The 24,392-nt window shown below is 63.7% G+C and carries 25 protein-coding genes and 1 tRNA gene; 17 read left to right on the top strand and 9 right to left on the bottom strand.

The annotated features are described in order from the left end of the window. The first annotated feature begins 14 nt into the window (after positions 1 to 14). Genes speB through MAFF_RS34340 form a run of 3 tightly spaced genes read left to right on the top strand, consistent with a single transcriptional unit; the run spans position 15 to position 2,817 of the window. Positions 15 to 1,022: an agmatinase gene (gene speB / locus MAFF_RS34350; protein WP_010915634.1), complete on the top strand. Its 1,008-nt coding sequence runs from the start codon at positions 15 to 17 to the stop codon at positions 1,020 to 1,022. 29 nt (positions 1,023 to 1,051) lie between these two features. After that, on the top strand, positions 1,052 to 1,978 hold the full coding sequence (gene argC, locus MAFF_RS34345; RefSeq protein ID WP_010915633.1) for an N-acetyl-gamma-glutamyl-phosphate reductase: 927 nt from the start codon (positions 1,052 to 1,054) through the stop codon (positions 1,976 to 1,978). Further along, positions 1,975 to 2,817, top strand: a complete 843-nt coding sequence (locus MAFF_RS34340) for an aminoglycoside phosphotransferase family protein (RefSeq protein ID WP_425280328.1) — start codon at positions 1,975 to 1,977, stop codon at positions 2,815 to 2,817. Before argC ends, MAFF_RS34340 begins: the two co-directional genes overlap by 4 nt. A 28-nt stretch (positions 2,818 to 2,845) precedes the next feature. On the opposite strand, the gene MAFF_RS34335 is transcribed toward MAFF_RS34340, so the two are convergent. Further along, positions 2,846 to 3,937: a COX15/CtaA family protein gene (locus MAFF_RS34335; protein WP_080512007.1), complete on the bottom strand. Its 1,092-nt coding sequence runs from the start codon at positions 3,935 to 3,937 to the stop codon at positions 2,846 to 2,848. A gap of 152 nt (positions 3,938 to 4,089) precedes the next feature. Here MAFF_RS34335 and MAFF_RS34330 point away from each other — a divergent pair, with 152 nt between their 5' ends. Continuing rightward, entirely contained in the window at positions 4,090 to 4,305 is a 216-nt protein-coding gene (locus tag MAFF_RS34330) for a DUF2842 domain-containing protein (protein WP_010915630.1), read from the top strand. Positions 4,306 to 4,378: 73 nt separating this feature from the next. On the opposite strand, the gene MAFF_RS34325 is transcribed toward MAFF_RS34330, so the two are convergent. Then, on the bottom strand, positions 4,379 to 5,437 hold the full coding sequence (locus MAFF_RS34325) for a polysaccharide deacetylase family protein (protein ID WP_010915629.1): 1,059 nt from the start codon (positions 5,435 to 5,437) through the stop codon (positions 4,379 to 4,381). A gap of 88 nt (positions 5,438 to 5,525) precedes the next feature. On the opposite strand from MAFF_RS34325, the gene MAFF_RS34320 reads away from it, so the two are divergent. Then, entirely contained in the window at positions 5,526 to 6,755 is a 1,230-nt protein-coding gene (locus MAFF_RS34320; protein WP_010915628.1) for a GNAT family N-acetyltransferase, read from the top strand. Here MAFF_RS34320 and MAFF_RS34315 read toward each other — a convergent pair. Continuing rightward, positions 6,752 to 7,462, bottom strand: coding sequence for a GntR family transcriptional regulator (locus MAFF_RS34315; RefSeq protein ID WP_044550254.1), 711 nt, complete (start codon positions 7,460 to 7,462; stop codon positions 6,752 to 6,754). The two genes, MAFF_RS34320 and MAFF_RS34315, sit on opposite strands and share 4 nt — an antisense overlap. Before the next feature lie 263 nt (positions 7,463 to 7,725). Here MAFF_RS34315 and MAFF_RS34310 point away from each other — a divergent pair, with 263 nt between their 5' ends. The 6 genes from MAFF_RS34310 to MAFF_RS34285 all read left to right on the top strand — a co-directional run bounded on the left by MAFF_RS34310 (position 7,726) and on the right by MAFF_RS34285 (position 13,674). After that, positions 7,726 to 8,814, top strand: coding sequence for an ABC transporter ATP-binding protein (locus tag MAFF_RS34310; protein ID WP_010915626.1), 1,089 nt, complete (start codon positions 7,726 to 7,728; stop codon positions 8,812 to 8,814). Positions 8,815 to 8,848: 34 nt separating this feature from the next. Continuing rightward, positions 8,849 to 10,138, top strand: coding sequence for an ABC transporter substrate-binding protein (locus tag MAFF_RS34305; protein WP_010915625.1), 1,290 nt, complete (start codon positions 8,849 to 8,851; stop codon positions 10,136 to 10,138). 216 nt (positions 10,139 to 10,354) lie between these two features. After that, positions 10,355 to 11,266 (top strand): ABC transporter permease, encoded by a 912-nt coding sequence (locus tag MAFF_RS34300; protein ID WP_010915624.1) that lies wholly within the window; start codon positions 10,355 to 10,357, stop codon positions 11,264 to 11,266. 1 nt (position 11,267) lies between these two features. After that, complete coding sequence (locus tag MAFF_RS34295; RefSeq protein WP_010915623.1) at positions 11,268 to 12,086, top strand: ABC transporter permease; 819 nt, start codon at positions 11,268 to 11,270, stop codon at positions 12,084 to 12,086. 2 nt (positions 12,087 to 12,088) lie between these two features. Continuing rightward, complete coding sequence (locus MAFF_RS34290; RefSeq protein WP_044551715.1) at positions 12,089 to 12,835, top strand: aspartate/glutamate racemase family protein; 747 nt, start codon at positions 12,089 to 12,091, stop codon at positions 12,833 to 12,835. A 5-nt stretch (positions 12,836 to 12,840) separates the two neighbouring features. Continuing rightward, positions 12,841 to 13,674 (top strand): GNAT family N-acetyltransferase, encoded by an 834-nt coding sequence (locus MAFF_RS34285; RefSeq protein ID WP_044551713.1) that lies wholly within the window; start codon positions 12,841 to 12,843, stop codon positions 13,672 to 13,674. 15 nt (positions 13,675 to 13,689) lie between these two features. Here MAFF_RS34285 and MAFF_RS34280 read toward each other — a convergent pair whose 3' ends face one another. Next, positions 13,690 to 15,972, bottom strand: coding sequence for a GumC family protein (locus MAFF_RS34280; protein WP_010915620.1), 2,283 nt, complete (start codon positions 15,970 to 15,972; stop codon positions 13,690 to 13,692). Between the two features lie 257 nt (positions 15,973 to 16,229). Here MAFF_RS34280 and MAFF_RS34275 point away from each other — a divergent pair, with 257 nt between their 5' ends. The 5 genes from MAFF_RS34275 to MAFF_RS34255 all read left to right on the top strand — a co-directional run bounded on the left by MAFF_RS34275 (position 16,230) and on the right by MAFF_RS34255 (position 20,958). Next, positions 16,230 to 16,793 (top strand): polysaccharide biosynthesis/export family protein, encoded by a 564-nt coding sequence (locus MAFF_RS34275; RefSeq protein ID WP_032933354.1) that lies wholly within the window; start codon positions 16,230 to 16,232, stop codon positions 16,791 to 16,793. Between the two features lie 10 nt (positions 16,794 to 16,803). After that, the gene (locus MAFF_RS34270; protein WP_010915618.1) at positions 16,804 to 17,934 is read left to right on the top strand and encodes a glycosyltransferase family 4 protein; all 1,131 of its coding nucleotides are present in this window, start codon (positions 16,804 to 16,806) and stop codon (positions 17,932 to 17,934) included. An 89-nt stretch (positions 17,935 to 18,023) separates the two neighbouring features. Next, entirely contained in the window at positions 18,024 to 19,559 is a 1,536-nt protein-coding gene (locus tag MAFF_RS34265; RefSeq protein ID WP_044550251.1) for an undecaprenyl-phosphate glucose phosphotransferase, read from the top strand. Further along, positions 19,556 to 20,824 carry an O-antigen ligase family protein gene (locus MAFF_RS34260; RefSeq protein ID WP_044550248.1) on the top strand — a complete coding sequence of 423 codons (1,269 nt, stop codon included), beginning with the start codon at positions 19,556 to 19,558 and terminating at the stop codon, positions 20,822 to 20,824. Before MAFF_RS34265 ends, MAFF_RS34260 begins: the two co-directional genes overlap by 4 nt. A 57-nt stretch (positions 20,825 to 20,881) precedes the next feature. Next, positions 20,882 to 20,958: transfer RNA gene (locus MAFF_RS34255), tRNA-Pro, on the top strand. Positions 20,959 to 21,034: 76 nt separating this feature from the next. Here MAFF_RS34255 and MAFF_RS34250 read toward each other — a convergent pair. Continuing rightward, positions 21,035 to 21,520 (bottom strand): YbaK/EbsC family protein, encoded by a 486-nt coding sequence (locus MAFF_RS34250; RefSeq protein WP_010915615.1) that lies wholly within the window; start codon positions 21,518 to 21,520, stop codon positions 21,035 to 21,037. 184 nt (positions 21,521 to 21,704) lie between these two features. Next, on the bottom strand, positions 21,705 to 21,989 hold the full coding sequence (locus tag MAFF_RS34245) for a helix-turn-helix domain-containing protein (RefSeq protein ID WP_010915614.1): 285 nt from the start codon (positions 21,987 to 21,989) through the stop codon (positions 21,705 to 21,707). Between the two features lie 277 nt (positions 21,990 to 22,266). Here MAFF_RS34245 and MAFF_RS34240 point away from each other — a divergent pair, with 277 nt between their 5' ends. Further along, positions 22,267 to 22,881, top strand: a complete 615-nt coding sequence (locus MAFF_RS34240) for a hypothetical protein (protein ID WP_010915613.1) — start codon at positions 22,267 to 22,269, stop codon at positions 22,879 to 22,881. Positions 22,882 to 23,045: 164 nt separating this feature from the next. Here MAFF_RS34240 and MAFF_RS39595 read toward each other — a convergent pair whose 3' ends face one another. The 3 genes from MAFF_RS39595 to MAFF_RS34230 form a co-directional block, all read right to left on the bottom strand. Next, the gene (locus MAFF_RS39595; protein WP_010915612.1) at positions 23,046 to 23,327 is read right to left on the bottom strand and encodes a hypothetical protein; all 282 of its coding nucleotides are present in this window, start codon (positions 23,325 to 23,327) and stop codon (positions 23,046 to 23,048) included. A gap of 71 nt (positions 23,328 to 23,398) precedes the next feature. Then, positions 23,399 to 23,704, bottom strand: coding sequence for a hypothetical protein (locus tag MAFF_RS34235; protein WP_425280327.1), 306 nt, complete (start codon positions 23,702 to 23,704; stop codon positions 23,399 to 23,401). Positions 23,705 to 23,823: 119 nt separating this feature from the next. Beyond that, the gene (locus MAFF_RS34230; RefSeq protein ID WP_027046741.1) at positions 23,824 to 24,363 is read right to left on the bottom strand and encodes a MerR family transcriptional regulator; all 540 of its coding nucleotides are present in this window, start codon (positions 24,361 to 24,363) and stop codon (positions 23,824 to 23,826) included. Between the last annotated feature and the right edge of the window lie 29 nt (positions 24,364 to 24,392).

Genomic DNA, 24,392 nt, shown 5'->3' with positions numbered 1-24,392 from the left:
AACGAGGACCAGTAATGGCGACCAAGAACATCGACCATGCCTTCACCGCCCGCTCCAAAACGGGTGGCGCCCTTGAGCCGACCTATTCCGGCGCGCTGTCATTCATGCGGCGCAAATACACCAAGGACGTGAAAGGCGCGGACGCGGTGGTGTGGGGCATCCCCTTCGACGCCGCCGTCACCAACCGGCCCGGCGCCCGTTTCGGGCCGCAAGCGATTCGCCGCGCCTCGGCGATCCTCGACAATGACCCGCAATATCCGTTCTCGCGCGATCTGTTCGAACATCTCGCGGTAGTCGACTATGGCGATTGCCTGCTCGACTCGGGTAACCACCAGAAGACGCCAGGCACGATCGAGCGCGAAGCGGCCAAGATCCTGAAATCAGGCGCCTTCCTTTTGACGCTGGGCGGCGACCATTTCGTCACCTGGCCGCTGCTCAAGGCACATGCCGCCATCCATGGACCGCTCGCTTTGGTGCAGTTCGACGCGCACCAGGACACGTGGGAAGATGACGGCAAGCGCATCGACCACGGATCCTTCGTCGGCCGCGCGGTCAAGGAAGGCATCATCGATCCCGACCGGTCGATCCAGATCGGCATCCGCACGCACGCGCCCGACACGTTCGGCATCAAGATCCTCTACGGTCACGAAATCGAGGAGATGCGGGCCTCCGACATCGCCTACGCCATCGTCGACCGCACCGGCGGCAAGAAGACCTACCTGACCTTCGACATCGACTGCCTCGACCCGGCCTATGCGCCCGGAACCGGCACGCCGGTGGCCGGCGGCCCGTCCTCTGCGAAGATCCTGTCGACGCTGCGCCAGCTCAACCAGGTCGATATTGTCGGCGCCGATGTCGTGGAGGTTGCACCGGCCTATGATCACGCCGATATAACGGCGATCGCCGGCTCGATGGTCGCCATGCAGTATCTCGGCCTGTTGGCTGAACGAAAGGCACGGCAGGAAGAGATGAACAACGGCAATCACAACGGTGCCGCGGTGAATCACGGCAACGGCATATAGTCTCGGAATATCAGGGAATTGATCAGGTCATGAAACCGAAAATCTTCATCGACGGCGAGCACGGCACCACCGGCCTGCAGATCCGGGCGCTGCTTGCCGAGCGTGGCGACCTGGAGATCATTTCCATTCCCACCGAGCGCCGCAAGGAGACGGCGGCGCGCGCCGAATTCCTCAATGCCGCCGATATCGCGATCCTGTGCCTGCCGGACGATGCGGCGAAGGAAAGCGTCTCGCTGATCACCAACGACACCACCAAGGTCATCGATGCGTCGACCGCGCATCGCGTCGCCGAAGGCTGGGCCTATGGCTTCGCCGAGATGGACAAGGAACAAGCCAAGGCGATCGCCACGGCCAAACGCGTCGCCAATCCCGGCTGCTGGCCGCAGGGACCGATCGCAACGCTCAGGCCACTGGTCACATCAGGCCTGCTTCCGGCCGATTTCCCGATCACCGTCAACGGCATTTCCGGCTATTCGGGCGGCGGACGCCCGATGATCGAGGACTATGTCGCCAAAGGCGAGGACGCCTCGGAGTTCCTGCCCTATGGCCTGACCCTGCAGCACAAGCATGTGCCGGAACTGCGGGCCTATGCAAAACTATCGCATGACCCAATCATGCAGCCGGCGGTCGGCAATTTCGCTCAGGGCATGATCACCGTGGTGCCGCTGCAGCTCGGCGGCCTCGACAGTGTACCGACGGGCGCGGAGCTTCATGCGGCCATTGCCGACCATTTTGCCGCCATCAAGGGCGGTGTGGTCGAGGTGGCGCCCTATGCGCATCTGGAGCGCATGCCGGAGATCGATCCCGAGATCTACAACGGCACCAACCGCATGAAGGTCTATGTCTTTGCCAACGACAAACGCGCGCAGGCGCTGCTGCTGGCGGTCTACGACAATCTCGGCAAGGGTGCTTCGGGCGCCGCCGTCCAGAACATGGACCTGATGCTCGGGCTTTGATGGACGCACCAGCCTTGCCGGCGCGCTGGAAAGTCAGCGCGCCCGAACTGATTGCCGAGACCTTTTCAAGCCGCATCTGGAAGGTTGTTCGCGACGACGGCTCGCCGGCCGTCGTCAAGGCGCTCAAACCTTTCGACGATGTCGCCGACGAGCTGCGTGGCGAGCATTTTCTTGCCTGGCGGCGCGGCGAAGGCGCGGTGCGCCTGCTTGGCCGCGACGGCCACAGCATGCTGCTGGAATATGCTGGCGAAACCTTGCTTACGCAGGTTCTCGATGAACAGGGTGACAATGCCGCAACCGCCATCGCGGCCGAGCTGATGACGAAACTGTTTTCGCCGTCACAACATCCCTACCCGCCCGAGCTTCAGCCGCTCACGGAGCGGTACACCAGCCTGTTCAGGAAAGCCGCAACCGACCGAGGCGCGGGTCACGCCAGCATCTATGTCGAGGCCGCGGCGATCGCCGAACGGCTGCTGGACAATCCGCACGACATCAGGCCCTTGCATGGCGATCTCCACCACGACAACATCCTGCACGGGCCGCGCGGCTGGCTGGTGATCGACCCGAAGGGCGTGCTTGGCAACCCGGGCTTCGACGCCGCCAACATGTTCTACAACCCGCTCGACCGCGACGATCTTTGCCTCGATCCGGAGCGGATTGCTCATATGGCCGAAGTCTTTGCCAAGACGCTTGGTGAATCACCGGCAGCGATACTGGACCATGCCATCGCCTATGGCTGCCTATCCGCGGCCTGGCACCACGAGGACGACAATGCGGTTGAGGAAAACCGCGAACTGTCGATCGCCAAGGCGATCCGGGCGATGCGGGCGAATTTCTGACCTCAGGGACGAGCCGAGAGGCTCCGCATCAACTCCTGAGCACGATCTCCTGCGGCAAGGGATAGGCGCCCTTGGTGCCGCGCCAGTGCGCGGCCGCGAAACCCAGCACGATCAGGGCAAAACCCTGATGCGTCAGCGCCATATGCAGCGGCACCTGCATCAGCAGCGTGCCGATGCCGATAGAGGCCTGCACCAGCACCAGCACAAACAACAGCGTCGCGCGCCGCGCATGGGTCGAGCCGGGCAGCCGCCGACGCGTGGCGATCATGTGCCAGAGCGCGACGGCGAAGACCGTGTAGGCGCCGAGCCGGTGGACGAACTGCACCGTCTTCGGACTTTCGAAAAAGTTGCGCCATGCCGGCTCGAGGATCAGCAGGTCGCCGGGGATGATCTTGCCGTCCATCAGCGGCCAGGTGTTGTAGCTCAAGCCGGCGTCGAGGCCGGCAACCAGGCCGCCGAGATAGATCTGGATCAACGCCAGAAGCACGATGAAGCCGGCGAGTCGCTGCGTCGACCGATCGGCCGCCGGTTCGGAATGCGGCGCCAGACCACGCGCGACGACCATGGTGGCGGTGAAGATCAGCGCCGCCAGCGTTAGATGCGTCGCCAGCCTGTACTGGCTCACCGACACACGGTCGACCAGTCCGGAGGCCACCATCCACCAGCCAATGGCGCCCTGCAGGCCGCCGAGGAGAAGGATGCCGACCAGCTTTGGCCCCAGGCCGCGCTCGATGCGGCGGCTCACCCAGAAGAACAGCAGCGGCAAGGCGAAAACCAGGCCGACGCTGCGCGCCAGCAGACGGTGCGCCCACTCCCACCAGAAGATCGACTTGAACGCCTCGATGCTCATGCCCTTATTGAGCTCGGTGTATTGCGGGATCTGCTGGTAGCGCTGGAATTCCTCCTGCCACTCGGCGTCGTTGAGCGGCGGGATGACGCCGTGGATCGGCTGCCATTGCGTGATGGAAAGACCGGACTCGGTCAACCGCGTGGCGCCGCCGACCAGCACCAGCGCAAACAGCACCAGAAGCACCACATAAAGCCAGCCGCGCACAAGCGCACGGTTGCGCAGGTCGCGGTCGCGGGCGACGTATGGCGCGGAGGCTGATATGGCAGCCATGATCTGTCCAGTCCGGTTGAATGTCGCGGATTGGTGAACCATAGCATCCGTGCTGGCAAGACCATGCAGCGCGGCACGCCGTCGCGCCCGATGTCGCGGGTTGCGCGTGTCCTGCGTTCGGCTTAAGCGATTGCGATCAACGAGGCCAAGCCATGCCCATTCGCCTGAAAAAGCTGATCGGAATGTTCCTGCTGGTGGCACTGGTCATCATCTATGCGCTGGTCGCATCGATCTTCGCCGTCGCCCGTCTGTCGGAATCGGGCGCTCTGGTGCACTTCCTGTTCTTCCTGCTCAGCGGCCTGCTCTGGGTGCTGCCGGCGATGGGCATCATCAAGTGGCTGATGCTGGAGCCGCGGGCGAAGCGCTGAAGCGGGCCGCCTCGGCTCGCAGCGGCATACGCGGCTGGATCAACGCGCACGGCGGATTGCCGGCAAACCCCGGTCAGATGGTGACGACCATCTTGCCAGCGTTGGCGAGCGGCGTCGTCACGCCCGACAGCATGGTCCGGACGTGGGCAAGGCTCTGGTAGCGGCCATTGATCGAAATGCGCGGCAAGGCATGCAGATAGCCGGCATGTTCGGCGCGCAGCACGCCATGGCGGGTCGTCACGGCGGAGACATAGCCGGCGTCACGGGCAAAGCCGACTTCACGGCAGCCGACCGCGCTTGCATAGCCATAGGGATAGGCGAAATGCAGCGGTTCCCTGCCAAGCTCTGCTCGCAGCATGTCCTTTACGGTGCCGATCTCGCGCCGCGCATCGGCTTCGGAAAGCCGCTTCAGATTGCTGTGGTTGATCGTATGGGCGCCGACCGTCACCAGCGGATGCGCGGCGACGGTGCGGATCTCATCCCAGTTCATCAGGGTCTGTAAACGCGAGGCATCCGCGTCAACGCCGTTCGAGCTGGCAAGATCGCGCAGCACGGTGCGCAAATCTTCCTCGCGGACCTCGTTGGCGAGGTAGGCGTGCAACCGGGTTATAGCCTGGCTCTTCCTGGCCGGAGTCGCGCAATCGATCACCGCCGGGCCATTCGAGGTCGACAAAGTCAGGTGGTCGGACGCGTTGACGATATCCTCGGCCACATCCCACCACAGATCGGCGGTGCCGTCGATCAGCCCCGGCGCGACATAGATGGTGATCGGCGCGCCGTGCTTTTCCAGCACTGGCAGGGCCTCGGTCATGTTGTCACGATAGGCATCGTCGGCGGTGATGGTGGCGAACCGGCCGCCCTTGCCGCCTGCCTTGATGCGCTCCACGGCCTCGTCCATCGAGACGAAAACATAGCCGTCCGCCTTCATGTCGGCGATCACGGCGTCAAGGAAACTGGGCGCGATGTTGAGGTGCCGGTTGACGCTGTCGGGTTTTTCCGGTGTCGCAGTCACGCGGTGCAACATCAGGATGGCGCCGATGCCGCCGACAAACGGCCTGGCCAGCGGTGCGAGGCCGGTATAGCGGGCGACGTTGAGTGCCAGTTTCCGGATTGCCTCCCCGCCGTCGATCATTCATTCACCTTTTGCGCCTAGGCTGATCCAAGCACGGAATACGCCTGCGCCCCCCAAATCGGGATCAATACGCCTTAAGGATTGAGGTATGGTTGACGCAATGGCGTCATTTGACGGCAATCGGCTCGCGGCGACCGAGGCTTCGCCACGCGCCCTGCCGAAGGATGCCGCCGGGCCATCGGTCTCCGTCGCGGGTGCAGAGGGGCTTGCCGCCTATGCGGGGTTCTGCCGCTCGGCGCTTTATGCGCCGGCACAGGGCGCAATATGGATCTTGAATTGGGCCGCGCTGCTCGAACCCGATCTGTTGGTGGCGACGCTCACTCTCGGAGGCAAGCCGGTCTTCGCGCTGGCCCTGGAGATTGCCAGCCAAGGCCCGTTCCGGGTCGCCCGTTTCATGGGCGGCCGCCATGCCAATGGCAATTTCGCCGCCGCCGACCCGCAATGGCTGGCCACGGCGGGTAGCGCGCCCGTCCGCTCAATATTTGAAGCCATTGCCAAGGCCCGCCCCGACATCGATCTCATCGCGCTGGAACGATTGCTGCCCGATCTCGATGGTACCGCCAATCCGCTCGCATCGCTCGATCATTTCGCCAGCCCCAATCTTTCGCTGGCCGTCGACCTCGCCGGTGGCTTCGATGCGCTGCTGCTTCGCGCCAGCGGCAAGCGCAAACGCAAGAAACATCGGTCGCAGATGCGCAAATTCGACGCCGTTGGCAGCCATCGGCGCATCGAGGCGCGCAGCCCGGACGAGGTGGAGAGATTGCTCGACGCCTTCTTCGAGATGAAGGAGCTCCGCTTTCGCAAGATGGGCATTGCCAATGTCTTCGGCGGCGACCAGACACGCGCCTTCTTCAGGGCGCTGTTCACGCAGGCCCTTGCCGAGGACACGCCCTCTTTCGTGCTGCATGGCTTGGAAGTCGCCGGCAAGCTACGCGCCATCACCGGGTCGAGCCGTTCGGGGAAACGCCTGATCTGCGAGTTCGGAGCGATCGCCGAGGACGATCTCGCCTACAGCAGTCCCGGCGATTTCCTGTTCTTCGACAACATCCTGGAAGCCTGCGAGGCGGGTTTCGCGGTCTACGATTTCTCCGTCGGCGACGAGCCCTACAAGCGGCAGTGGTGCGATATCGAAACCCGGCATTTCGAGGTGCTGGTCCCGCTGACGCTGAAGGGCCGCGCCCTGGCGCAGACGCTTCGCCAGGGCGCGCGGCTGAAAACGTTCGTCAAGAACAGCCCGACGATCTGGAAGCTGACCAAGGTGCTGCGCCGCAAGGCAGCCGGACAGGCAGCGCCCGCTGCCACGGACGACGAAAACTAGAAATTGAGTGCCTCGCGCAGCGCAGGGCCCGCCCTGACGCGCAGATCGAGATCGGCCTCGATATGGTCGATGTGGTGCAGCATCAACTGGCTGGCCCGTTCGCAATCGCTGCTCTCCAGCGCGCCGACAATTTCCGTATGCTCGCTGTGCCCGCAGGCTGACACGCCAGACCGCCCATAAAGCGCGATGACAAGCGAGGAGCGCGCGACCAGTTCCTCCATGAAGCGCTGCAGGATGGCATTGCCGGCGACGGAAGCAAGCAGCAGATGGAAATCGCCGGACGCCTTGATCTCGGAACGCCGCGCGGTCGGACCGCGCTCGGCGATGAAGCGGCCCTCCTCGTCGAGTTGAGCCCTGAAGGCGGCGATGTCGGCTGATGTGACGCGTCCGCAGGCGGCAATGGCAATGCTGGGCTCGATCAGCCGGCGCGAGGCGAACACCTGGCGCGCCTCCTCGGGCGAGGGGTTGGCGACGAACGCGCCGCGGTTGCGCTCCGTGCGCACCAGGCCTTCGAAGGACAACATCTGCAGGGCCGCGCGCGCCACGGTGCGAGACACATCGAACAGCGTGCCGACCTCGCCCTCCGACAGCTTGGTGCCCGGCGCCAGCCGGCGGTCGACGATGGCGTCGCGCAGATTATCGCGAATCGCCTGCGCGCGATCCTGGTTGGCACTGTCGGTGGAATAGATCTGATCGGCAATATTCATGGCGATGATGTTCCCGCACCCTTCTAACGCGACTCGCCGTCGGCACACGAGAGGCAAAGTGAACACAAAGCCAAAAAAGATTGCATACGATTTTTGTGCAGATCGCGCACAATCGCCCATAATTTGTGCAATGCACAAGATAGCCTACCAGGCAGGCAGCAGGCAAGAACCCTGATTCTTCAGACAATTCAAATGCTTGGCCGATCACCCCGATATTGGCACGCATGATGCATTGGTTAATGCGACCAAACGGGGAAGCCTGAATGTCCAAAGCCGCCGAGATCGACATCGTGTCCGTTTCGAAAGTCTATGGAACGACGACCGCCGTCGAGGATATCAGCCTGAAGATACCGGCGGGCACCTATTGCTGTCTGCTCGGCCCCTCCGGCTGCGGCAAGACCTCGACGCTGCGCATGATCGCCGGCCACGAAAGCATCTCGTCGGGTGACGTCCGGCTCGGCAACACCGTCGTCACCGACCTACCGCCGGCCAAGCGCGGCACGGCGATGATGTTCCAGTCCTATGCGCTGTTCCCGCATCTCGACCTCATCGACAATGTCGCCTTCAGCCTGAAGATGAAGGGTGTCGACAAGGAGAAGCGCCGCGCCAAGGCGCTCGACATGCTGAAGCTGATGCAGATGGAGGCCTATGCGAAGCGCCGCCCGGCGCAGCTTTCCGGCGGCCAGCAGCAGCGCGTCGCGCTCGCCCGCGCCCTGATCACCGATCCCGAGGCGCTGCTGCTCGACGAGCCGCTTTCGGCGCTCGATCCGTTCCTGAAGATCCGCATGCGTGCAGAGCTGAAGAAATTGCAGACATCGCTCGGCATCACCTTCGTCCACGTCACCCACAGCCAGGAGGAAGCGATGGCGCTTGCCGACCTGATCGTGGTGATGAATGACGGCCGCATCGAACAGGCGGCGCCGCCCCGCGAGGTGTTCGAGCGGCCGGCCACGGCCTTCGTCGCGCGCTTCATGGGCGACCACAATGTCATCTCCGGCCGGGTCACCAGCAGCCGAGACGCGATGGTCGTCTTCGAGGTCAACGGCGGCGGTTCGCTCGCCGCCAGCGGCAAGCCGCAGCAGGCGGGCGCGCCGATCGACATCGCCATCCGCACCGACCATGTGCGCATCGGCGAGGCACCCGCGCCCGGGCTGGGCTTCACCGGCATCGTCGCCAACATCGAATATCGCGGCGCCACTGTGAAACTCTCCGTCACTGGTGCCGGCATCGACGACTTTACCGTCATTGTCGACGATTCCGACTTCTTCGCCAAACCCGTCGCCATTGGCGACGCCGTACCGCTCGCCTGGGATGCCGAGGATGCGATCGTCCTCGGCCGCCTTCATTCATGAAATCAACCAAGCAAAACAAGACAGGGGAATAGACATGACAGACACAATACAAACCAAGCCTGGCATCTCGCGCCGCTCGCTGCTCAAGACGGGTGCGGCCGCCGTCGGCCTCGCCGCCGGCTCGGGCGTCATCACCGGCTTCCCGACCATCTGGGCGCAGTCCAACATCACGCTGCGCCAGTTCGGCACCGGCGTGTCGAACCTCAACGCCATCGCCGACAAGTGCAAGGCCGACCTCGGCATCACACTGGAGATGACGGCGACGGATTCCGACGCGGCCGCCCAGCGCGCCGTGACCCAGCCCGACAGCTACGACATCGCCGACATCGAATACTGGATCTGCAAGAAAGTGTTCCCCACCGGCGTGCTGCAGCCGATGGATGTCAGCAAACTGAAATATTACGATGAGCTGGTGCCGCTCTTCAAAACCGGCAAGCTCACCCCAGACAGCGTGATCGCCCAGGGCACCGCGCCGCACACGGTGGGCTATGTCGAGGCGCAAGACTCCAAGACCTTCGCCAAGGCGCCGACCAACTGGTTCACCATGGTGCCCACCATCTACAACGCCGACACGCTGGGCATCCGCCCCGACCTCGTCGGCCGCGATATCACCAGCTGGGCCGACATCATGGATCCGGCCTTCAAGGGCAAGACCGCCATCCTCAACATCCCCTCCATCGGCATCATGGATGCCGCCATGATCATGGAAGCCATGGGCAACATCAAATATGCCGATAAGGGCAACATGACCAAGGACGAGATCGACAAGACGATCGACTTCCTGATCAAGGCCAAGCAGGGCGGCCAGTTCCGCGCCTTCTGGAAGTCCTTCGACGAAAGCGTCAATCTGATGGCATCGGGCGAAGTGGTCATTCAGTCCATGTGGTCGCCGGCGGTAGCCGCCGTGCGCTCCAAGGGCATCCCTTGCCGCTTCCAGCCGCTCAAGGAAGGCTACCGCTCATGGGGCGGCGGCCTCGGCCTTGCCGCCCACCTCAAGGGCGCGGAGCTCGACGCTGCCTACGAATACATCAACTGGTACACGTCGGGCTGGGTCGGCGGCTACCTGAACCGCCAGGGCTACTACTCCGCCAATATGGTCTCGGCCAAGAAGTTCATGACCGAGGACGAGTGGGGCTACTGGATCGAGGGCAAGCCGGCCAAGGGCGAGATCAAGGCGCCGGACGGCACCGTCATGGAAAAAGCCGGCGCCGTGCGCGATGGCGGCTCCTTCGAGGAACGCATGGGCAAGGTCGCCTGCTGGAACTCGGTCATGGACGAGGACCGCTACATGGTGAAGCGCTGGAACGAGTTCATCGCGGCGTAAGGGAACAAACGCCCCTCCTCTTCTCCTTCTCCCCTTGTGGGAGAAGGTGGATCGGCGCGCAGCGCGGAGACGGATGAGGGGCGTTCCAGCGAAGTGAGACGTTGGTGTTCCCTGGAACACCCCTCATCCGACCTCGCTTCGCGAGGCCACCTTCTCCCACAAGGGGAGAAGGAAAGGCCGCCGCACCGGCACCGCAAATCTGCACCGAGAGCCTTGATGACAGTCGCGCTCGAACGCCCCACCATCGCCGCCAGCCCCACCAGGCGACGCCGCCGCTTCTCGCTCGGTGTCGTCACGCCCTATCTGCAGTCGGCTCCGCTGGCGCTGATCCTCGGCGCTTTCCTGCTTTTGCCCATCATCATGATCGTCGTCGTGTCCTTCTGGGATTACGACTTCGCCGCCATGTATCCGGATTTCCTGACCACCAACTATTCCGACGTGCTGGGCTCCTGGGTCACCTGGAAGACCTATCTCAACACCATCAAATTCGCGGCCATCGTCTGGGCGCTGACCTTGTTCATCGGCTTCTGGGTCGCTTATTTCCTCGCCTTCCACATCCGCACCACGGCCATGCAGATGGTGCTGTTCCTGGTCTGCACCGTGCCGTTCCTGACCTCCAATATCATCCGCATGATCTCGTGGATCCCGGTGCTCGGCCGCAACGGGCTGATCAACTCGACGCTGGTGCATATGGGCCTGGTGCCAAAACCCATCGAATGGCTGCTCTATTCCGAATTCGCGGTCGTGCTCGCCATGGTGCACCTCTACACGCTGTTCATGGTGACGCCGATCTTCAACACGCTGATGCGCATCGACCGCTCGCTGGTCGAGGCCGCGCGCGATGCCGGCGCCTCCGGCTGGCAGGTGCTTTGGAACGTGATCATCCCGCTGGCCAAGCCCGGCATGGCGATCGGCACCATCTTCGTCGTCACGCTGGTGATGGCCGATTTCTCCACCGTGCAGGTGATGTCGGGCGGCCAGAGCGCTTCCGTGGCGCTGATGATGAAGAACCAGATGTCGCTGCTGCAATACCCGGCTGCCGCCGCCAACGCCGTGGTGCTTTTGGTGCTGGTACTCTTGATGGTCGCCGGCATCCTGCGCATCGTCGATATCCGCCGGGAGCTTTGACGTGAGTCACGAAAAACGCACCCTCGAATTCTACGTGCTGGCGGCCTTCTTCGCGCTGTTCGTGCTGTTCCTCTACGGCCCGCTGTCGGCGATCCTGATCCTGTCGTTCCAAGGCGAGACCGGCGGCCTCACCTTCCCGCTCAACGGTGTGTCGCTGCACTGGTTCGCCAATCTGTTCGAGCGCCAGTCGGTCGGCGATTTCGGCGGCAGCTTCAAGCGCTCGCTGGTGCTCGGCCTGATGGTGATGGTCGTCACCGTCATCGTGTCGCTGCTGGCAGGCCTTGCCTTCCGCCGGAAGTTTCGCGGTGCCACCGCCCTGTTCTATCTGGCGGTCGCCAGTCTCGTCGTGCCCTCCATCATCATTTCGCTGGGCATCGGCGTGGTCTTCCAGCAGGTCGGCTTGCGCCCGGCCTGGTATACGTCGGCCTTCGGCGCGCATCTGACCTGGACCCTGCCGTTCGGCGTGCTCATCATGTTCGCCGTCTTCAACCGCTTCTCGCCGGCCTATGAGGAGGCCGCGCGCGATCTCGGCGCCACCTCCTGGCAGACCTTCGTCCATGTCGTGCTGCCGATGATCGCGCCGAGCCTGATCGGCGTCGGCCTGTTCGGCTTCACGCTCTCCTATGACGAGTTCGCCCGCACGCTGATGACATCGGGAACCTTCAACACGCTGCCGCTTGAGATCTATGGCATGACCACCAATGTCACGACGCCGGTGCTCTACGCGCTGGGCACGGTGACCACCGTGTTTTCCTTCCTGGTGATCCTGGCGACGCTGGGCGCCATCCTCTATGTCGGCCGCCGCCGGGCGAGAGCGTGACCGTGCAGATCCTGGTGGTGAACCCCAACACGACGGCGAGCATGACCGAGACGATCGGCGCGGCGGCGCGCGCGGTCGCCGGCGCCTGGACCGAAATCATCGCCGTCACCTCGTCCACGGGACCGGACTCGATCGAGGGCTATTATGACGAGGCGCTGGCCGTGCCTGGCCTTCTGATGGAGATCGCCGCAGGCGAACGCCGCGGCGCTCAGGCCGCGGTCATCGCCTGTTTCGACGACACCGGCCTCGACGCCGCCCGCGCCATGGCAAACATCCCCGTCATCGGCATCTGTGAGGCGGCACTCAGCATGGCCTCGTTCATCGCCCAGCGCTTCACCGTCGTGACCACCACCGAACGCTCCCGCGTGCCGGTAGAGGGGCTGGTGCAGCGCTACGGCATGGCGGGACGGGCGCGTGTGCGAGCCGCCGACATTCCTGTGCTGGCGCTCGAGGATCCGGCGTCAGGCGCAACCGGCAAACTGCGCGACGAGATTGCCCGGGCCGTGGAGGAGGATCGCGCCGAGGCCATCGTGCTTGGCTGCGCCGGCATGGCGGACCTTGCGCACCAGTTGCAGGCGGATTTCGGACTGCCTGTCATCGACGGGGTCGGCGCCGCGATCAAGCAAGCCGAAGCGCTGATTGCGCTCGGCCTCTCCACATCGAAGCGCGGCGCCTATGCCAGCCCGCTGGCCAAGTCCTATCGCGGTATGCTGAAATCGTTCTCGCCCGGAGCTGTCGCCGCGGAGTGAGCACCATGAATCGAACCATCCGCACGCTGTCGCTGGGGGAATTGGCCGACCTCATCGACTGGGCGGCGGCGGAGGGCTGGAATCCCGGCCTTGAAGATGCGGTGATGTTCCAGGCTGCGGATCCGGAGGGCTTCATCGGTGCGTTTGTCGGGGACGACATGGTCGCCGCGATCTCGGCGGTGGCCTATGGGCAGGAGTTCGGTTTCATCGGCCTCTACATCTGTCGCCCGGACATGCGCGGCAAGGGCCACGGCAAGGCTGTGTGGACCGCGGGCATGGACAGGCTGGCCGGGCGCACCATCGGCCTCGATGGCGTCGAGGAACAGCAGGCCAACTACCGGAGCAAGGGGTTCATGCCGGTCTACGAGACCATCCGCTACAGCGGGCGCCCTGTGGCCCTGCCCGCCGGCGCCGAGCGGCCTCACATGGAGACCGCGCAACCGGTGCCCGACATCATCGCCTACGATGCGCTTTGCTTTCCTGCGCCCCGGCAGTCTTTCCTGCAGCGATGGCTGCTGCCGCCTAACCATGCCGTGGCGGCGATCACATCGCGGGGCACGGCCGGCTATGCGGTGGCGCGAGCCTGCCGCAGCGGCTTCAAGATCGGCCCGCTCTTCGCCGACAACGTGCGGACCGCACTAGAACTGCTCGGGGAGTTGTCTGGCGCATGCGGTGGCGACTTGCACATCGATGTGCCGGCCACCCAGATGGATTTCATCGCGGCGCTCGAGATGGCCGGTTTCTCGCCGACCTTCAGCACCACCCGCATGTACAAAGGCACGCCGCCGAAGCTCGATGCCAAGAGGGTATTCGGCGTGACGGCGCTGGAGCTGGGATAGGCCGAGCGGCAGCTTTCAGGCCGCTGAGCGCCGTCCGGGAGTGCCCGGCGGCTCGTGGCCAATCGGCGTCACCAGCGTCAGGTCGGGATAACCGCTTTCGATCAGCTTGACCGCGGCCTTGGTGACCTCGTCGTCCGGTTCGAGCATGGACAGGAACACCTCTGTGGCCTCGCCACCCAGTCGGCTGATGCCTTGCGCGTCGGCCGGCCCGCATTCGACCACCACCAGATCATAGGCGGTGGTCAGCGACTGCATGATGATCGGCAGCCGGTCGGCGGCGCGCATGGCGCGGACCGGATCGGCGGTGCCGACCGGAATGACATGGCAATCCGAATAGAGGTCGGCGTGGATCACGTCGCTGAACTGCGCCTGCGAGGCGAGCAGATCGGTGATCCCCGGGAAAAGCCCGCTGTCCAGCATCGGCCGCGAAGCAGCGCCAGAGGCGGTGAGGTCGAGCAGCAGGACGCGCAGGCCGGCGTCGGACACTTCGCGCGCAACCAGGATCGCCGACGCGGCTGCCTCGTCGCCTTCGGGCGAAACGAATATGGCGCGGGCGGCCCCGCTGGCGATCAGCTTTTCCGCGGCCTTCTCGATGTCGATCTCACCGAGCACCGAGCGCGGTCTCTGGGTCTCTACCACGGGCTCCGGCTCGGCGACCGACTTGGCCTCGGCGACAGGCTCTTCCTTGACGGCAAGCTCGGGCTCGGCAACGGGCCGCGGCTGCGCCGCCATCTCGGGTTCAGCGACCGCTTCGGGCCATTGCGTCTCGGCGTCACGATCGGCGAACGCGCTGGCGACAGCCGGCTCCGGGCGGGCAGATGGCTCAGGAGCGTCCGGCTGCCGGCGAGCCGTTGCCGGCATAGCCACTTCGTCGATCGGCGCAAAACGGGCGCCTGGGGCCGGGCGCATGGCGCGGCCCGAGAAGAGTTCCCGCAACAAGGTGAATATGGCCGCCAGCAGAAGCGAAGCCGCCGCGGCCGCGCCGACGATCGGCCCAACCTTGGGGAAGTATGGCTCGGAGGGCACCGAAGCCGGTGAGGCGACGCGGGCGTCGACCGGCACATAGTTGCGGTCCTGACGCGAAGCCGCCTCGCGGTAATTGGTCAGATAGAGCTCGAGCTGTTGGCGCTTGGCGGCGGCGTCGCGCTGCAGCGCGTCGAGATCGACCTGCTGTTCGCCGGCCTGAGCCGAAGCCGCCTTCAGTTGATTGACGTCGGAGACGAGCTGGCTTTCGCGCGCCTTGGCGGCATCGGCCTGCATCAACAGGCCCTTCATGATCTTCTGGGCTTCGCTGCGGATCTGCGCGTCGAGATCGGCGAGCTGTGATTTGGCGGCGCGAACGCGCGGATGATTGTCGAGCATCGTCGTCGACAGATCGGCGATGGTGGCGCGCAGCTCGGCCTGCCGTTCCCTCAACCGCTGGATCAGGTCGGACGACAGCACTTCCGGCAGCGAATCCAGCGAGCCGCCATTCTGCAGCGCCTTGCGAACGCTGTCGGCGGTGCCTTCGGCCGCGGCGCGATTGGCCCGCACCCGCGACAATTCGGTCGACAGCTCGGCCAGCTGCTGGGTGGCCAGGGTGGCATTGTTGCCGCCCATCAGCAGGTCGGACTGCGCGCGGTAGGCCGCGACCTTGGCCTCGGCATCCCTGACCTGCTTCGACAGGTCGGCGATCTCGGGTGCCAGAAAGTCCGCGGCGGCGGTGTTCGATTCGCTCTTGGCCGCGCCCTGCCCGGCAATATAGGCAGCGGCAATGGCGTCGGGGATTGCGGCGGCGAGCTTCGGATCCTCGGAAGAGAACTCGATGGCAATGATGCGGGTTTTTTCAACGCCGAAGACGTTGAGCTTCTCGCGCATCTTCTTCAACACACGTTCGTCGGCCGGAACATCCATCGGGTCGTTCTTCAGCCCAAGCAGGATCAGCACGCGGCTGAGCGCCGACATGTTGATTGTTTCGTCGAACTCGGGCAGCCGTGCCAGGCCAAGTTTCTGCGCCACCTGCTTGAGGATTTCGTTGGACGAAATGATCTGGACCTGGGTGGCAACGCCCTGCTCGTCGAGGATCGGCTTGTCGCCGTCATTGTTGCTGCCGGCCGGACGAGTGTAGACGGATTCGCGCGGGGCGATTTCCACCTGAGTCTGGGCCTTGTAATGCTTGGTCGCGAACGAAGCGAACGCAAACGCCAGACCGGTCACCACCAGAACGAAGAGCAATATGCGCAGCCAGTTCCTCGCCAGGCTGGCGAAGAGCTGCCTGAGGTCAACGTCGACATCTGCGGCCGCGGACTGAACGGACATGCATCCCTACTCCGAAACTGGGTCAGGATGCACCGTAAACAACTATGGTAACTCAGCCGTTAAGATCGCGGTAATGCTCCATTAGGGATTACTGCGGGTGCCCCAAGAAAAACGATAAAAATGGCAAAACCCCTGCTTCGTGCAGCGCTATCGGCCAGCTCCTTTACCGGCCATTAACCCTAACAGGATGATAACGGACCCGATCCCAGATGTTTGCTGCGACGCCGCAGCGGCCAGTCGAAGGTACGTATCCGGTCATGAAAAGCACTGCTTCCCTCTTTCACGCTCTGCTTGCCGTGTCGATGCTTGCCGGCTGCTCCAGCTACCGCCCGACGCCGGCTGCCTTCCACGAGGTCCTTGATCAGCCCTACCGTCTCGGTGCCGGCGACCGTGTCCGCGTCACCGTGTTCGAGCAGGAGGGCCTGACCAACACCTACAGCGTCGACCAATCCGGCTACCTCTCCTTCCCGCTTGTCGGCGCCATACCGGCGCGTGGCCACACCGCGCAGCAGATGGAAAAGGAGATCGCCGACAAATTGCGGCAAGGCTATCTGCGCGACCCCGACGTCTCGGTCGAGATCGATCGCTACCGGCCGATCTTCGTCATGGGCGAAGTGGGTGCCGCCGGCCAGTATTCCTATGTGCCCGGCCTGACCGTGCAGAAGGCCATCGCCATTGCCGGCGGCTTCTCGCCCCGCGCCAACCAGGAAAGCGTCGACATCACCCGCGACATCAACGGCAAGGTGATGACCGGCCGCGTGGTCACCTCGGACCCGCTGCTGCCCGGAGATACCGTCTACGTCCGCGAACGCCTGTTCTGACAGACACCACGTGGCGGACAAGCTCAGGATCGTCCACTGCTTTCGTTCACCGGTCGGAGGAATTTTTCGGCATGTGCGCGACCTGACCGAAGCGCAGGTCGCCGCCGGTCATGTGGTCGGCATCGTCTGCGATTCGACCACGGGCGGCGAATTCGAGGAGCGCCTGTTCGAGCAGATGAAGGACATGCTGGCGCTCGGCATCCATCGCACGCCAATGCAGCGCCATGTCGGCCCGGGCGATCTCGCCTCGGCACGGCGCACCTACAGGATCATCAAGGAATTGCGGCCGGACGTGTTGCACGGGCACGGCGCCAAGGGTGGCGCCTATGCCCGTCTGTTCGGCTCATTGTTGCGGGTATCAAGGTCTCGCGTAGCCCGCCTTTATTCGCCGCATGGCGGCTCCCTCCACTATGACGAAACGACAGCCACGGGGAAGCTGTTCTTCGCGCTCGAGCGCTCCATGGCGCACTTCACCGATTGCCTGCTGTTCGTCTCGGACTATGAGCGGCGGACCTATCGCAGGAAGGTGGGCGAGCCGCCGATCCCGAACATCCTGGTCTACAACGGACTGCGCGCCGCTGAATTCGAACCGGTACCCATCGGACCCGACACGGCGGATCTGCTCTATATCGGCATGATGCGGGACCTGAAGGGACCCGACATCTTCATCGACGCCATGGCCGCCGCTGGCCCGCGGCTCGGCCGCGCGCTGAGCGCGGTGATGGTCGGCGATGGCGACGACCTGCCGCGCTACCACGCGCAGGTAAAGCGCCTGGGACTGCAAAGCCATATCCGCTTCCTGCCGCCAATGCCGGCCAGGGAAGCCTTCGCGCTGGCGGCGCTGGTGGTCGTTCCATCCCGTGCGGAAGCCATGCCCTATATCGTGCTGGAGACCCTTGCCGCGGCGAGACCGATGATCGCCACCTCCGTCGGTGGCATTCCGGAAATTTTCGGTTCCGGCTCCCCTGCCCTGATCCGCCCCGATCCGGCCGAACTCGCCGACAAGATGAGCGAGGCACTCGCCGACCTTGCCGCCTATGGCCGGCTGATGCCCGATGGCCCGGGTCTCAGGGCACGCTTCGGCGCCGACGTCATGGCCGCCGAAATCGAGAAGGCCTATTTCGCCGCGCTCGGCAGGTAACGCCTGAGCCTTTCCAAAGCCACGCGTTGTTTCAAGGGTTTCTTAGCTCTCTTTTGCTAATCACCCTGGGGAAGCTTGCGGACTGTTCCATGAATGAGATCGATCCCGCGCACCGCTTTTCACCCGAAGCGGTGCGTAAGTTTGATGGCCCGACCGATGGCGATGCGCCCGGCGGCATGAATGACGTTGCCCGGCAGGTCGCCTCGCAATACCGGCGCGATACGATGTCGCCGATCATGGTCAGCGGCGTCCTGCGCATGGTCGAATTCGGGGTGCTGTTCCTCTCGGGGCTCTGCGTCTATTTCTACTTTGTCGGTTTCTTCAACTATCTCGCCTGGCAATATCCGGTGACGATCGCCTCCGCGTCGTTCCTCGCCGTGGTGCTGCTCGACGTCACCGACTGCTACCAGGTGGTTTCGCTGATGCGGCCGGTCGCCAATTTCGGCCGCATCCTGCTGGTCTGGGCCGGCGCCTTCGCGCTGATGGCATTGACGGCCTTCGCCACGAAGATGTCGGAAGACTATTCGCGGCTTTTGTTCGGCACCTGGTTCGTTGTCGGCTTCGTCCTCCTCTTCGGCCTCAGGCTGGTGATGTCGAGGCTGATCCGGCGCTGGGCGCGCGACGGCCGCATGGAGCGGCGCGCCGTCATCGTCGGCGGTGGCAAGGCGGCGGAAATCCTGATCCGCTCAGTCGAAAGGCAGCCCTACAACGACATCCGCATCTGCGGTATCTTCGATGACCGCTCCGACAAGCGCTCGCCGCCGATCGTTGCCGGCTATCCCAAGCTCGGCACCATTTCGGAACTGATCGAGTTCGCCCGCATCGCCCGGATCGACATGCTGATCGTGTCGCTGCCGCTGACCGCCGAAACGCGCGTGCTGCAGCTGTTGAAGAAGCTGTGGGTGCTGCCCGTCGACATCCGGCTTTCGGCGCATTCCAACGCGCTGCAGTTCCGTCCGCGCGCCTATTCCTTCATCGGCTCGGTGCCGATGCTCGATATTTTCGACAAGCCGATCAACGACTGGGATTCGGTCGCCAAGCGCGCCTTCGACATCGTCTTCTCGGTGATCGGCATCATCGTCTTCTCGCCGGTGATGCTGGCGACCGCGATCGCCATAAAACTCGACAGCAAGGGACCGGTGCTGTTCAAGCAAAAGCGCCACGGCTTCAACAATGAGATCATCGAGGTCTACAAGTTCCGCTCGATGTACACGGACCGGTCGGATCCGACCGCCAAGCAGACGGTGACCAAGAACGATCCGCGCGTCACCCGCGTCGGCCGTTTCATCCGCAAGACCTCGATCGACGAACTGCCGCAGTTCGTCAATTCGCTGCTGGGTACGCTGTCGCTGATCGGCCCGCGCCCGCATGCCATCGCCGCGCAGTCGCACAACCTGCTCTACAACGAGGTGGTCGACGGCTATTTCGCCCGCCACAAGGTCAAGCCCGGCGTCACCGGCTGGGCGCAGATCAATGGCTGGCGCGGCGAGATGGACACCAATGAAAAGATCCGCATGCGGACGGAGTACGACCTCTACTACATCGAGAACTGGTCGCTGCTGTTCGATCTCAGAATCCTGTTCCTGACGCCGATCCGGCTGCTCAACACGGAAAACGCCTATTGAGCGCGATTTCCCATGAGCTGCCGCGGGCCGCGGTCAACGCCAAGCTGACCGCCCTGATTTCCTCCAGTGCGGTGGTGGTCGGCATCCTTCTGTCCGGCTTCGTCATCAGCGAGCCGGCACCTTACGAAATCTACATGACCGGGCTGATCGCCATCTGGGCGCTCTTCGGCCTGCGGATTTCGCGCGCGGCCATGCCGCTGCTGGTGCTGCTGGTGACGATGAATATCGGCGGCATGATTTCCATGACGCAGATGGCGGACCTCGCCTTCACGCCGCTCTATCTCTCCGTGTCGCTGTTTCTGGCCTTCAGCGCGGTGTTCTTCGCCTCGGTGACGGCCACGCAGCCAGGTCTCTACCGGCCGATCTTCAATGCCTATGTCGTCTCGGCGGTGGCGACCTCGCTGCTCGGCATAGCAGGCTATTTCCATGCCTTCCCCGGCGCAGAGATGTTCACCAAATACGACCGCGCCGCCGGCGCCTTCCAGGATCCGAATGTCTTCGGGCCGTTCCTGGTGCTGCCGGGCATCTATCTGCTCTACCTGATCCTGACAGGTTCGGTCTCGCGCATGCCGCTGCTGGCGGTGCCGCTGCTGATCATCGCATTGGGCATCTTCTTCTCCTTCTCGCGCGGCGCCTGGGGCATGTTTGCCGTCTCTGCCGTGCTGCTCACCGGCTGCCTGTTCCTGCAGAGCGCCAGCGGTAAGTTCCGGCTGCGCGTGGTGATCATGACCATCGCCGCGCTGTCACTGCTGACGGTCGCCATCATCGTCATCCTGCAACTGCCCGGGGTGGCGGAGATGTTCTCCAGCCGTGCGCATCTCGAACAGAGCTATGACACCGCCCGCCTCGGCCGCTTCGCCCGCTACGGAATCGGCTTCCAGATGGCGATGGAGCGTCCGTTCGGCATCGGGCCGCTGGTCTTCGGCAAGATGTTCGGCGAGGACACGCACGACATCTGGCTGAAAATGCTGATGGATTATGGCTGGCTCGGCTTCGTTTCGTTCCTGACGCTCGTCGTCTGGACCATGGTGGCCGGGTTCCGCATCCTGCTGCGCGACCGGCCGTGGCAGCCTTATCTGTTGTGCGCCTATGTCGCCTTCATCGGCAATATCGGCCTCGGCACCTTCATCGACATCGACCACTGGCGCCATATGTATCTGCTGCTCGGACTGGTGTGGGGTGCCATTGCGCTCGAATACCGCCATCAGCGGCTGTTGCGGCCGGCATTTTTGGGCGCACCGGCGATCGCATCCACACCCGCGTAATAAACGCCGAATTTCGGTTGACCCGGGCAGGGTTATCACGATACATCGCGCTCGGTCCGGAGTGTAGCGCAGCCCGGTAGCGCACTTGACTGGGGGTCAAGGGGTCGTCGGTTCGAATCCGGCCACTCCGACCATTTCGAAGCAGGACTTGCCCCCGAAGTCCGCCCCAGCCAGATCAGCCAATCCTCGAATCGCCCCTTCCCTTGCTGATCAGCTGCGGATTGGGTCCAGACTCAAAGCTTGGCACACATCCACCCACTCAGCGCCGGTAAGCTCCACCATCCGCTGCGGAGCAATCCGCACCGCGGCGTTAGTAGCGCCGGCGGCAGGCACCACCTCGTCGAATTCGCGCAGCGATGCATCACAATAGACCGGCAGCGGCGACGGCAGGCCGAAGGGGCAGACACCGCCGACCGGATGGCTGGTGGCGGCAACCACTTCGTCCGCGTCCAGCATGCGCGGCTTGCCGCCGAACTGGTCCTTGAACTTGCGATTGTCCAGCCTGGCGATGCCGCTGGTCACGACCAGCATGGTGCGCTCGCCGACGCGCAGGCAGATGGTCTTGGCGATCTGCGCCGGCAGGACGCCATGCGCCTCCGCCGCCAGCGTCACCGTCGCCGAACTCGCTTGCGTGACGATGACCTCGATGTCAGGCGCATGAGCGGCAAAGAAGGCACGAACGGATTCCAGGCTCATATCGAAAAAACCACGGTTCAACCTCGATAAGCGGCAGGCGCGATTGGCGCGGATTCGGATGCCGCAGGTATAAACACGCGCGATCTGTAGATCGGCAAGCCCGGCTTGCTGGAGAACGCCGTCACATCAACAAGAAACCCGCCAGGCGGGCCTTGGCGGGTTCTTTTGCATGCCTGGTCCTGGTCTATGCCAGCGGTCTGCCTTGCGCGGCCGGCGTCGACGCGGCGGAAGCGATGAGGGCGTCCTGGGACATGCGAAGCGCGGACGCAATACGGCGCAGCTTCGACGGATCGGCCGCCCGGCCGTTCTCGATGTCCTCGATCTCGCCGACCGACAGGCCGCAGGTCAGGGAAAGCTCTTCCACACTGTAGCCGCGGGCTTCCCGCATGGCTCTGAGGGTGGTGTAATTCGGCCCGATCTCACTGGCTAACGGTTCGGAGAGGGCGTGGCTTTTTGCATTGTTGGGCATTGGCAACTCCGCTGGCTGAAAGAGTTTGATCAAAATGGAGCGTTGCCTGAGACGAGCAGGAACATGCCCGCTCGCCGGCGATTTGCCAAGAGCCAAACACACCGTCACGCTATCGTGAACCTGACACCGGCGAGGCGGTCTCACACCCGCCATCAAGTTCTTTTGAACGGCCAGCACCTTTTTGCCCGGAGGTTTAGGCCCACCTGTTCGTTGTTCTGATGCGCCGGCGTGAAAACCATCCGGTTCCAGCCGGCCCGTTCCCAGAAGGATCCCCGCAATGAACTTCAAGACGTCCCTCCTCGTGCTCGGCACGATTTCCAGCCTTTTCATCGCCGGAGCGGCGACCGCCCAGGCGGCGGACGCGCTGCGCGTGCGCGGCACGGTGGTCAGTTCCGAGCCATCCCTACTGACAGTGAAAACCCGCCAGGGCGACACCTCCGCGATCAAGCTCAATACGGGCTGGAAGATTTCCGGCGTCGCCAGCGCTTCGCAAAAGGACATCAAGCAAGGCGATTTCCTCGGCATTGCTTCCGTCTCGAAGGCGGATGGCGGCAGCGGCGCGCTGGAAGTGGTGATCTTCCCCGCCGCCCTGAAAGGCACTGGCGAAGGCGACCGTCCCTGGGATCTGCAGCCGAACAGCCGCATGACCAACGGCACCGTGGCCGACGTCACCGACATAAGCGGGCGCGCCGTGACGCTGACCTACGACAACGGGCAGACCAAGAAGATTTCGATCCCCGACAGCACGCCCGTCGTGACCGTCGCCCCGGCCACGCCGGCCGATCTCAAGCCGGGCGCGACGGTCTTCGTTGCCGCCCAGCGCGAGGCTGACGGGACGCTGAGTTCCAGCCGCGTCGTAGTGGGAAACAATGGCGTGATCCCGCCGATGTAGCCAAAATTAGCGGCAAGAGCCGGCTTTTCGGCCCTCACAATAAAGTGTCGGGAAGCCGGTTCCCTGGAAACACGCCGGAAACAAAATTCTACAATCGGGAAATACTGACGAAAAAAATCAGGAGCGTAATTCCACTCACGGCGATCGGGCCATCGACCCGAATTTTAAGATCCGCCGGTGAAAGAAGGAAACGATCCATGAAGAAGTCCCTCCTCTCGGCCCTCGGGCTTGCATTTGCACTCGCTTTCACGGCGCCGGTCATTGGCGCGACGAGCGCCGATGCGGCCCCGATGGCAAAGCACCATCGGCATCACCGCGTCCATCATCATCATGTTCGGCATCACCGCGTTCACCACCGCCACCACCCCGTGAAGAAGGCCTACTAAATACAGACCTCCAAGGAGAAGACCGGCCTTGGCTCCTTGTTCAAGGCTGGTCTTCCCCATGTAATGCCAGGTCCGACATCAGGCGTTCGCGAACAGGGCCAGGTCACCATCATCCAAGGGCAGAGGGTATCTCAGCGCCGGCTGAACAGCAGGCTGGCGACAAGGCCGAGCACGACAAGCCCAACGACGGCGGCCGCAGCCGGATGGTCACGGGCCGATTTCTCGATCACCCTGCCCTGTCTGCGGATTGCAGGCATGGCGTCCCGCAGACGTTCGGCAAGATCCGAATATGTGTCGAGAGCGGCATCGCGGCCGTCTTCGTAGTAGGCGCCACCGCGCTTCGACACCGCCTTGCGCAACGCCGCGAGTTCCCTCGAGAGGGCCGCGACCTGCTTTTCGAGGTCGATGTCCGAAAGGGTCGAAAATGATGCCATCATGCGTTTCCTTGTCTTGCCATAAGACGTCGTCTTGCTGAACGACGTCTTGCAGAGGAAACGTAACGCCTCACCCCAGGGCGGGTTCCGGCGCCGAGGCTTCAAAGCGCTTCGCGCTGGTGTCAGCGCACCTGGTCGAGCAGGCGCTTGCATTCCAGGAGGTCGAACAGCGCCTCCTGCAGCAGCGCGCGATTGTCGCGCGACAGTTTCGATGAATCCGGCTGAACCGGACCTTCCTCATCGCTCTTGCCCAGGCCGAAAAAGCGGCGGCTCGGTTTGACCCTTGGCTGGCCGACCAGCTCGTCATCGCCGCCGCGCGGCTGTGCCGCCGGCGTCAGCGGCACCTGATCGGCCTGCTTTCGTTGCGAGATCGCCTCGACGGCGGCCATGTCGCCATTGCCGATGGCGACCAAGAAATGATTGCCGTTCTCGCGCAGCAGCTTCTGCACGCCCTTGATGGTGTAACCCTGGTCGTAGAGCATGTGACGGATGCCCTTGATCAGTTCGACGTCCTGCGGCCGGTAATAGCGACGGCCGCCGCCGCGCTTCATCGGCTTGATCTGGTTGAAGCGCGTCTCCCAGAAGCGCAGCACATGCTGTGGAAGGTCGAGATCTTCAGCGACCTCGCTGATGGTGCGGAAGGCGTCAGGGCTCTTGTCCATGGGCGAAATCCTCACGCTGGAGCGTGATC

The organism is Mesorhizobium japonicum MAFF 303099, from assembly GCF_000009625.1.
Taxonomy (GTDB): domain Bacteria; phylum Pseudomonadota; class Alphaproteobacteria; order Rhizobiales; family Rhizobiaceae; genus Mesorhizobium; species Mesorhizobium japonicum.
Note: the sequence above shows the minus strand (reverse complement) of the source record. Positions and strands in the feature narration are given on the sequence as shown.

Coding starts and splice junctions, on each gene's coding strand:
- MAFF_RS34305 (WP_010915625.1), top strand. CDS start 8,849: ATGACAGACACAATACAAACCAAGCCTGGCATCTCGCGCCGCTCGCTG.
- MAFF_RS34245 (WP_010915614.1), bottom strand. CDS start 21,989: ATGCCCAACAATGCAAAAAGCCACGCCCTCTCCGAACCGTTAGCCAGT.
- MAFF_RS34330 (WP_010915630.1), top strand. CDS start 4,090: ATGCCCATTCGCCTGAAAAAGCTGATCGGAATGTTCCTGCTGGTGGCA.
- MAFF_RS34310 (WP_010915626.1), top strand. CDS start 7,726: ATGTCCAAAGCCGCCGAGATCGACATCGTGTCCGTTTCGAAAGTCTAT.
- MAFF_RS34285 (WP_044551713.1), top strand. CDS start 12,841: ATGAATCGAACCATCCGCACGCTGTCGCTGGGGGAATTGGCCGACCTC.
- MAFF_RS34235 (WP_425280327.1), bottom strand. CDS start 23,704: ATGATGGCATCATTTTCGACCCTTTCGGACATCGACCTCGAAAAGCAG.
- MAFF_RS34275 (WP_032933354.1), top strand. CDS start 16,230: ATGAAAAGCACTGCTTCCCTCTTTCACGCTCTGCTTGCCGTGTCGATG.
- MAFF_RS34280 (WP_010915620.1), bottom strand. CDS start 15,972: ATGTCCGTTCAGTCCGCGGCCGCAGATGTCGACGTTGACCTCAGGCAG.
- MAFF_RS34265 (WP_044550251.1), top strand. CDS start 18,024: ATGAATGAGATCGATCCCGCGCACCGCTTTTCACCCGAAGCGGTGCGT.
- MAFF_RS34300 (WP_010915624.1), top strand. CDS start 10,355: ATGACAGTCGCGCTCGAACGCCCCACCATCGCCGCCAGCCCCACCAGG.
- MAFF_RS34240 (WP_010915613.1), top strand. CDS start 22,267: ATGAACTTCAAGACGTCCCTCCTCGTGCTCGGCACGATTTCCAGCCTT.
- argC (WP_010915633.1), top strand. CDS start 1,052: ATGAAACCGAAAATCTTCATCGACGGCGAGCACGGCACCACCGGCCTG.
- MAFF_RS34250 (WP_010915615.1), bottom strand. CDS start 21,520: ATGAGCCTGGAATCCGTTCGTGCCTTCTTTGCCGCTCATGCGCCTGAC.
- MAFF_RS34315 (WP_044550254.1), bottom strand. CDS start 7,462: ATGAATATTGCCGATCAGATCTATTCCACCGACAGTGCCAACCAGGAT.
- speB (WP_010915634.1), top strand. CDS start 15: ATGGCGACCAAGAACATCGACCATGCCTTCACCGCCCGCTCCAAAACG.
- MAFF_RS34230 (WP_027046741.1), bottom strand. CDS start 24,363: ATGGACAAGAGCCCTGACGCCTTCCGCACCATCAGCGAGGTCGCTGAA.
- MAFF_RS34325 (WP_010915629.1), bottom strand. CDS start 5,437: ATGATCGACGGCGGGGAGGCAATCCGGAAACTGGCACTCAACGTCGCC.
- MAFF_RS39595 (WP_010915612.1), bottom strand. CDS start 23,327: ATGGGGAAGACCAGCCTTGAACAAGGAGCCAAGGCCGGTCTTCTCCTT.
- MAFF_RS34335 (WP_080512007.1), bottom strand. CDS start 3,937: ATGGCTGCCATATCAGCCTCCGCGCCATACGTCGCCCGCGACCGCGAC.
- MAFF_RS34320 (WP_010915628.1), top strand. CDS start 5,526: ATGGTTGACGCAATGGCGTCATTTGACGGCAATCGGCTCGCGGCGACC.